The sequence below is a fragment of the Pseudoalteromonas sp. SG43-6 genome (genome assembly GCF_014164365.1).
Classification (GTDB): Bacteria; Pseudomonadota; Gammaproteobacteria; order Enterobacterales; family Alteromonadaceae; genus Pseudoalteromonas; species Pseudoalteromonas rhizosphaerae.
Genome location: NZ_JACJEZ010000032.1, coordinates 47,518 through 56,343, shown reverse-complemented (window position 1 = coordinate 56,343; position 8,826 = coordinate 47,518). Strand labels below are relative to the sequence as shown.

Annotated in this window: 5 protein-coding genes and 8 tRNA genes; 1 reads left to right on the top strand and 12 read right to left on the bottom strand. The window is 40.7% G+C overall.

The features are described from left to right. Window positions 1-568: 568 nt before the first annotated feature. Complete coding sequence (locus H5201_RS14430) at window positions 569-1,990, top strand: sodium:alanine symporter family protein (protein ID WP_182740048.1); 1,422 nt, start codon at window positions 569-571, stop codon at window positions 1,988-1,990. 957 nt (window positions 1,991-2,947) lie between these two features. On the opposite strand, the gene H5201_RS14425 is transcribed toward H5201_RS14430, so the two are convergent. From H5201_RS14425 to H5201_RS14370, 12 genes are all read right to left on the bottom strand, one after another. Further along, window positions 2,948-3,034: transfer RNA gene (locus H5201_RS14425), tRNA-Leu, on the bottom strand. Window positions 3,035-3,071: 37 nt separating this feature from the next. Next, a tRNA-Cys gene (locus H5201_RS14420) sits at window positions 3,072-3,145 on the bottom strand. Between the two features lie 18 nt (window positions 3,146-3,163). Further along, a tRNA-Gly gene (locus H5201_RS14415) sits at window positions 3,164-3,239 on the bottom strand. Window positions 3,240-3,389: 150 nt separating this feature from the next. Next, window positions 3,390-3,476 (bottom strand) — tRNA-Leu (locus H5201_RS14410). Window positions 3,477-3,515: 39 nt separating this feature from the next. After that, window positions 3,516-3,591, bottom strand: a tRNA-Gly gene (locus H5201_RS14405). Between the two features lie 66 nt (window positions 3,592-3,657). Continuing rightward, a tRNA-Leu gene (locus H5201_RS14400) sits at window positions 3,658-3,744 on the bottom strand. Between the two features lie 36 nt (window positions 3,745-3,780). After that, window positions 3,781-3,854 (bottom strand) — tRNA-Cys (locus H5201_RS14395). 26 nt (window positions 3,855-3,880) lie between these two features. Then, window positions 3,881-3,956 (bottom strand) — tRNA-Gly (locus H5201_RS14390). A 216-nt stretch (window positions 3,957-4,172) separates the two neighbouring features. Continuing rightward, window positions 4,173-4,718 (bottom strand): CDP-diacylglycerol--glycerol-3-phosphate 3-phosphatidyltransferase, encoded by a 546-nt coding sequence (gene pgsA, locus H5201_RS14385; protein WP_145242294.1) that lies wholly within the window; start codon window positions 4,716-4,718, stop codon window positions 4,173-4,175. Window positions 4,719-4,760: 42 nt separating this feature from the next. Then, window positions 4,761-6,584, bottom strand: coding sequence for an excinuclease ABC subunit UvrC (gene uvrC, locus H5201_RS14380; RefSeq protein WP_182784953.1), 1,824 nt, complete (start codon window positions 6,582-6,584; stop codon window positions 4,761-4,763). Window positions 6,585-6,593: 9 nt separating this feature from the next. Further along, window positions 6,594-7,244, bottom strand: a complete 651-nt coding sequence (gene uvrY, locus H5201_RS14375; protein WP_016707677.1) for a UvrY/SirA/GacA family response regulator transcription factor — start codon at window positions 7,242-7,244, stop codon at window positions 6,594-6,596. Window positions 7,245-7,352: 108 nt separating this feature from the next. After that, complete coding sequence (locus H5201_RS14370) at window positions 7,353-8,504, bottom strand: dicarboxylate/amino acid:cation symporter (RefSeq protein ID WP_145242298.1); 1,152 nt, start codon at window positions 8,502-8,504, stop codon at window positions 7,353-7,355. Between the last annotated feature and the right edge of the window lie 322 nt (window positions 8,505-8,826).

Here is an 8,826-nt window from a genome sequence, read left to right as displayed (position 1 = left end):
TTCGATATTGAATTGACTGTGCCGAAGCAACTTATAAATAAGTTACTTCTGTTGGTCACTCAGCTTCTCTTTCGAGAAATCACATTGAGACTCTAAATTTTTTGCCTTGCTTAGCGAACTAAGCTCGGCTGTTAGAACTCAATCTGTACGAGTGCCCACACAGATGATTGCTTTATATTGTTAAAGAACGTTGCGGTTAAAGTTAAACTTTATCTCACTAGGGCTGCGCATATTACGCTTTCCTATTTTTTTGTCAACACTTAATTTTAAACTTTATTAAAAATCTAAACTTAAGTTTTACTCGACTAACTGATTAACTCTTGCAGCTTAAGCGTTGCTGTCTGCCGTCTCAGTGGGGTCGCATTATAGGGCGCGGCGAATTTTACGCAAGCGTTTTTATCATTAAATTCGCATTTATTTTATACCCTCAAGATACCCAAAAGAAACTGACACCTTACCCACAGAAGCCTGTGGATAACCTCGTTTTTTTCATCGTTTCACTAAACTATCTGCTTTGCTTATGGTAAGTTGCCCGCTGTTTTTTAAACTCGTTCATTAGGCATATAACATGATAGATATAATAAATAGTATTAGTGGGCTGCTTTGGGGTCATATTCTCGTCTACCTATTAATAGCGGCAGGACTCTTTTTTACTATTAAACTCAAGTTCATTCAATTTGTTCAATTCCCCCACATGATTAAAGTCATGTTCAATTCTCGTCAGTGTGATAAAAACGGTATTTCATCTTTCCAAGCTTTTTGTACTTCCTTAGCCGCACGTGTTGGTACCGGAAATATGGCTGGTGTTGCTGTTGCACTGTATTTAGGTGGTGCTGGGGCTATTTTCTGGATGTGGCTAATTGCCTTAATAGGTATGGCAACGAGTTTTGCAGAAAGTACTTTGGCTCAAGCTTATAAGATTCGTGATGAACATGGTAACTTCAGAGGAGGCCCTGCTTATTATATGGAATATGGTTTGGGCAAACGTTGGATGGGGGTGATTTTCTCACTCTGTTTGATATTGGCATTTGGCCTAGTATTCAATGCAGTGCAATCTAACTCTATAGCCGCTGCATTTAAAGTCGCTTTTGACATTCCAAACTATGTTGTTGGTTTAGTACTAGTCGTTGGCTCTGGCATTATTATATTTGGTGGCCTGAAAACTATTTCTCGCTTTGCAGAGTTGGTTGTACCATTTATGGCATTAGCTTACTTACTTGTAGCTTTATATGTGTGCGCTATTAATGCAGAGCAATTACCGACTGTATTTATGCGTATTATTAATAGTGCATTTGGAATTGAGCAAGCGGGTGCCGGTGCGATTGGTTATGGCGTTATGCAAGCAATGATCCAAGGAATAAAGCGCGGCTTATTCTCAAATGAAGCAGGTATGGGTAGCGCAGCAAATGCGGCAGCGACTGCGACGCCAAATCCGCCCCACCCTGCCTCACAAGGTTATGTGCAAATGCTTGGTGTATTTATTGATACGGTTGTTATATGTAGTGCAACAGCCGCGCTGATTTTGCTCTCTGATCAATTAGTAGCTGACTCAGGTGTAACTGGTATTGCATTAACTCAGGCTGCTCTTGAAGAACATGTTGGAAGCTGGGGCACAATCTTTGTTGCGATTGCTATATTATTCTTTGCTTTTACCTCAATTGTTGCTAACTATTCATACGCAGAAACTAATCTATTATTCTTAGAGCATAATCATGAGCATGGTATGTTGATCTTTAGACTTATAGTATTAGGTATGGTGATGTTTGGCTCTGTGAGTGAACTGGGGTTGATCTGGACCTTAGCTGATATTTCGATGGGCCTCATGGCAATCGTGAATGTTATTGCACTGTTTATGTTATCAGGCGTGGTGATCTGGCTTGCGAACGACTACACCACACAGCGCAAAGCTGGCAAATTACCAACATTTGATCCAACCAAAAATACTCAGCTTGATCAAACCATCCCGAAAGGGATTTGGCATAAAAAGTAAATAAGCTTATTTACAATCAAAGAGGGAGTCTATGTGCTCCCTTTTTTGATCAAAATAATAATGCCTTAGTAGTTATTCAGATTTGCTATCACAAGCGTCTAATATATTCATCGCTAAAGCGCGGCCCTTATTGAGTGCTTTATAAATCTGGCTACAGCTTCAACAATGCTTCAACAATGCTTCAACAATGCTTCAGCGAAGCGCCACACAGGAGTGTTGCTCTGAATCTATTGGGTATGCATGCGGCTGCAATTGGCATAGTGACGCTTTACTGTTCTCAGCATTGGCCATTTATCAAGCGTCACCACAAAAGTAAAGCCTGCTGCTTTTTATACCAATCTGCCAAATTATGTGATCTAATTAGCGCACAGATACTTATCTACTTTTACTGAATTGAACTTAAAAGAATCCAAACAACTTTTAGTTTTATCACGTAAAGAGCCTAATGCAAGAAAACGCATACGCCTGCTTGCTGTTTCATTATTCTTTGAGGGGGGAAACAGAACGAATATTGCTAAGCGGCCAAATACAGCACGCTGCAGTGTCAAAAATGGATTTCAAACTACCTTAACAATTGAGTTGGATACGACAACACTGTCTATCTAATCGTGTATTTAGTGGTTATGAAGAAATAGTCGAACAGGTTTCGCAAGCGTGGAATAAATTCATCTCCGTCCCTGATACGGTTAAAATTATATGCTCTAGAGATTGGATCAAATTTACTTAATCTTTATGCAGATTGGTATTAGTGTTAGTTAAGCTAATTTCTCTGGCATCAATCAACAAAGTGATTTGCGTATATTTTGGTATTAAGATTGTCCGTACGCGCTATGGATAAAAGTTAAACGCATACAAAAGCTATAAGGTGAAAGTTTAATTTAATAGATAGATAGATAAGCAATTTTGGGTGTGTTTTTTTACGCTGTAGGTATAAATGAAGTAATAGTGAATATAAAGTGGTGCCCGAGGCCGGACTTGAACCGGCACGACTTGTTAGTCGAGGGATTTTAAATCCCTTGTGTCTACCAATTCCACCACTCGGGCATCGAGTTTGCTAATTAAAGCGTGTGGAGTAATTATTTGGAGGCGGAACCCGGAGTCGAACCGGGGTAAACGGATTTGCAATCCGGTGCATGGCCACTCTGCCATTCCGCCTAAATGTAACAAATAATTTGGAGCGGCACACGAGGCTCGAACTCGTGACCTCGACCTTGGCAAGGTCGCGCTCTACCAACTGAGCTAGTGCCGCATAAAACTTTGTCAGTAATTTGTACGTTGGTGCGCGACTATGTCGCGGTAAACGTTCTGGCAACTGAGCTAGTGCCGCATAATTAGATATAATTCTTTGTAAGAAATATTTTTTATCGCCCTTAAATTACCTTGGTTGAGTAATTTAAAGTGGTGCCCGAGGCCGGACTTGAACCGGCACGACTTGTTAGTCGAGGGATTTTAAATCCCTTGTGTCTACCAATTCCACCACTCGGGCATCGAGTTTGCTATTTAAAGCAAGTGGATAAAACTAATATGGAGCGGCACACGAGGCTCGAACTCGTGACCTCGACCTTGGCAAGGTCGCGCTCTACCAACTGAGCTAGTGCCGCATCATATTAATTCTAATTACTACATTTTTAAAAGTTACATTTGGTATATGCAACTAAACCACAAAGTGGTGCCCGAGGCCGGACTTGAACCGGCACGACTTGTTAGTCGAGGGATTTTAAATCCCTTGTGTCTACCAATTCCACCACTCGGGCATCGAGTTTGCTAATTAAAGCGTGTGGAGTGTTGATTGGAGGCGGAACCCGGAGTCGAACCGGGGTAAACGGATTTGCAATCCGGTGCATGGCCACTCTGCCATTCCGCCTCAATACTGGGTAACCTTTGATAAACTGGAGCGGCACACGAGGCTCGAACTCGTGACCTCGACCTTGGCAAGGTCGCGCTCTACCAACTGAGCTAGTGCCGCATAACGCATGTAAGTATTAATATGTTTCATCGCAACCTTGTCGCGGTAAAACATTCTAGCAACTTAACCAGTGTCACTTTGTTTATCTAGGGGGCTATGCCCTCTCAACACGGACGCATTCTACAGAGATTATTAAACGCGTCAATACAAAAAATGCTAGTTTTGAACTGTTTGATTATTTTTTATCTAAAACGGTGCGTTATTATACGTTTAGAGTCAATTTTTAGTCAATTCAGACCACGCTGCTATCAAATATTGCAGCATAGAAGTAACCGTTAAGAAGGTCGCAATGTAAAGTAAGCCATAACTTAAGTACATCATCCAACTATCGTATTGCCAAATGAGTCCAATAATAGCTAACATTTGCGCAGCAGTTTTAAACTTACCCATATTTGATACAGCTACATTACCACGCTTGCCTTGCTCTGCCATCCATTCTCGAAGTGCTGAGATAACAATTTCTCTGCTTATTATGATTAAAGCAGGAATAGTCATATACATTGATTGATAATAACTAGCTAAAGCAACCAATGCTGTACACACCATCACTTTGTCAGCAACAGGATCTAAGAATGCACCAAATGGCGTAGACTGCTCAAGCTTGCGCGCTAGATAGCCATCAAGAATATCAGTGATCGATGCAAGCCAGAAAATAAAAGCTGCAGCAAAGAAAGCCCATGAATAAGGCAGATAAAATACCACCAAAAAAATGGGGATAAGAAAAAGTCTAAATGTTGTGAGTGTGTTTGGAATATTCCACATAACTACTTGGGGATGTCTTTTTTTCTATATTCGCACGAAGGGCTAGCCCTTGTCATGCAAATGGTTAAATATCTTCTCAGCCATGTCAGAGCTGATCCCGGGTACTTGCTTTAATTGATCTATATTAGCAGCTTTTACTCCCTGCATGCCCCCTAAAAATTTTAATAATGTTTGGCGTCGTACCGAGCCGATACCACCTATCTCTTCTAATAGTGATTGAGTGCGTTGTTTTTGCCGCTTGTTACGGTGCCCTGCAATAGCAAAGCGATGTGATTCATCGCGAATATGTTGGATCAAATGTAGCGCTGGTGCGTCTGAATCCATTGGGATTGTTTTCCGGCCACCATCAATTAATAGTGTTTCAAGGCCTGGCCTACGACTGGTGCCTTTTGCCACACCGACTAACAGCGGCATTTTTGCATGTGGCCAATTAGCAAAGTACTGCTCGGCACGAGAAAGTTGTCCTTTACCACCGTCGATAAAAATCACATCAGGAATTTTATCTTCGTCAACCAACTTGTTGTAACGCTTGTTTAACGCAAACTCCATTGCAGCATAATCATCACCTCCAGTGATCCCTGTGACATTAAAGCGTCGATATTCTTTATTATTCGGTCCTTGCGAATCAAACACCACACAACTGGCAACTGTGTTTTCTCCCATTGTATGGCTGATATCAAAACATTCCATACGATTAATATCATCAAGCCCTAACGTCGCTTTAAGTTGTGCGTAACGCTTATTAATCGAATCCTGAGTGCTTTGCTTCACGGTAATACTATTAAGCGCATTCTTCTTAGCGAGCTGTAAGTATTGCGCACGCTCACCGCGTGTAACTGTTTTTAAAGTTACTTTGCGTTCACTCACTTGGCTTAATGCTTCACTGAGTACATCAACTTCATCAAGTGCAAATGGCAAAATAACTTCTTTAGCAATTCGCCCTGTTGCACCTGGCGCTAAATAATATTGCCCAAGAAATGAAGCCAGTATTTCTTGTGGCTGTGAATCTTTCGGTACTTTTGGAAAGTACGTTTTGCTACCGAGTACTTTATGATCGCGGATCATCAACAAATGAATGCCATTAAGGCCATTTAAATGAGCAAAACCCACAACATCCATTTCGGCATAATTACCTGATATTGATTGTTGCTCTTGCATTTTACGCAGTAGCATTATTTGATCGCGTACTTTAGCTGCCAATTCAAATTGCAAAGCGTGGCTCGCAGCTTCCATTTTAGAGATCAACGCTGCGATGACTTCATGAGATTTGCCAGTCAAAAATTTACGTACAAAATCAACTTGCTGATTGTATTCATCGTCACTCACTTCATTCACGCAAGGTGCAGAACAACGTTTTAGCTGAAATTGCAAACAAGGTCGACTGCGAACGCGATAATACGCATCTTCACATTGACGAACAGGAAATATTTTCTGCATTAACCGCAAACTTTCAGAGACAGCGCCAGCGCTTGGAAATGGCCCAAAATACTCGCCTTTCACTTTGCGGCTACCGCGATGAAATGCAAGTCTTGGATGTTTGTGAGCAGTTAATAAAATATACGGATAGGATTTATCATCACGCAGTAAAATATTGTAACGTGGCTGATATTTTTTTATTAAGTTATTTTCAAGCAGTAAGGCTTCGGTTTCAGTATTGGTTAAAGTGATGTCAATATCACTAATGTTACTGACTAAAGCGCGAGTCTTGCCATCCGTGACATTGCTACGAAAATAGCTACTAACACGTTTTTTAAGGTTTTTAGCTTTACCAACATAAATAACTTTATCATCACTATCAAGCATCCGATAAACGCCGGGTTCGCTTGATAGTGTTTTTAAGAAATGGGCGTGATCAAATTCTGCCATGGGGCAACACTAGTGGGCGCTGTCGATGTCGATCATCTTATGACGAATAGCCAAATGAGTTAGTTCAACATCACCACCCACATTCAGCTTTTCAAACATTCTATAGCGATAACTGTTCACTGTTTTAGAACTTAAATTAAGGCGTTCGGCAATGTCTTGCACCTTTTCACCTTTAGTGATCATTAACATGATCTGTAATTCACGTTCAGATAAACTCTGAAATGGACTTTCATCAGTACGACCCGTCACTTGCGCAAGGGCAATTTGTTGAGCTATTTCTGGTGCAATATAGCGTTGTCCTGCATTTACTGCGCGAATTGCATTGACCATTTCATCAGAGCCCGCCCCTTTGGTTAAGTAACCATGAGCGCCAATTTGCATCACTTTACTTGGGAATGGGTCTTCGCAATGTACAGTTAACACAATAATTTTCACATCAGGGCAATAGCGACAAATTTTCTTGGTCGCTTCTAATCCGCCAATACCTGGCATATTCATGTCCATTAGCACAATATCAGGAGAATGCTGACGGCAAAACTGTACCGCTTCTTCACCTGTTTTAGCTTCACCAATTACTTTAAACCCACGAACATCATCTAAAATACGTTTGATACCCGTTCGTACGAGTTCATGGTCATCAACTAAAAGTACATTAATCAATGGGACACCCTCATATAACCTAACAGCATGTCAGTATGACAATTTAATTCGTCACACTAACACAGAAAATCTGAAACGATAACCCAATTATCGTTTCAGATAACTAATTTAAGATGGCGTTTTTTCACTGAAGCGGTCAACCCACAAGGCAATTACCCCATCACCGGTAACATTACAGGCTGTGCCAAAACTATCCTGAGCCAGATAAAGCGCTATCATGAGTGCCACAGCACCTTCATTGAAACCGAGCATGCTGGTTAATAAACCCAGCGCAGACATGACTGCCCCGCCCGGAGCACCCGGCGCGGCAATCATTACCACACCTAGCATCATAATAAACGGCAACATCCCAAATAATGATGGTACATCCATATTTGGTGATAAAAACATCACCGCCATCGCGCAAGTTACGATAGTGATCGTTGAGCCAGATAGATGAATAGTCGCACACAAAGGTACAGTAAAGTTAGCAACATCTTCTTTTACATTATTTGCTTTGCTTGAGCGTAAAGACACTGGAATAGTCGCAGCGCTTGACATAGTGCCTAAGGCTGTAAAGTAAGCTGGGAGCATATTTTTAATTAATTCAATTGGGTTGCGTTTTAATAAAATACCCGTACCGATATAAAGAATACTTAACCATACCCAATGCATTATTAATGCAGCAATCAACACCACACCAAACGTTTGTAAGGTATCAACAACAGTGCCTGCAACTGTCATCTCAGCAAACACACCTGCAATATAAAACGGTAATGCTGGAATAATAACTTTTGCTAGCAAACCATCAATCACATCGCGGCCCTGATCCGATACTTTTTTCAAGGTCTCTAGCTCTAATTGGCTCATACCGATGCCAAACACAAACGCTGTGGCAAGCGCGGTCATAACACCCATCAATGGTGGGATCTCTAAATCAATAAAACTTGCCACTTCGGTTGCTATTTCAGCTTCAAAGGTTAAACCGCCATCAAATAACGGAATAATTGCACTAACAACCATCACAGCTAATGTGCCTGCAATAATGGTCGAACCGTAGGCGAAACCAACGGTTTTACCTAACAAATGGCCTGAACCTTTTGGTAAACCTGCAATTCCTGATGCTATAAAAAATAAAATAATTAGTGGAATAGTAAAAGTGATCAGCTGACCAATTATTTCTTTTACCGTGTAAAGGAGTTCAACACCTGTTAGTGGAACATATAAGCCCACTAAAATACCGGCCAATATACCGGCAATTAATTTTAAGATTAACGTCATTGTCATCACTTCATAAATTTTGATGGGTGAGGTTTTAGCATGTTTTTAATTATATGTATCATAAAACCGCTCAACAACAGCCTGTTTGCACAAAATACAATCACTTTTAGCGTTAAACGCCCGTCTAATTTGTTCATTATAATATCAACTAGGCAATTCATTATGATCTAGCGCATATAAATTTTGGTCAGTATTTGTATCCCTAATAATCCTATGTCAGCATAACTGATAGTATTTTGGTCTTAATAACTATACTTACAAGCAGTCGCTGTTTTTATTTCATTCAGTTATAAGCCGAATAGATATATCTTATAGCCAAACT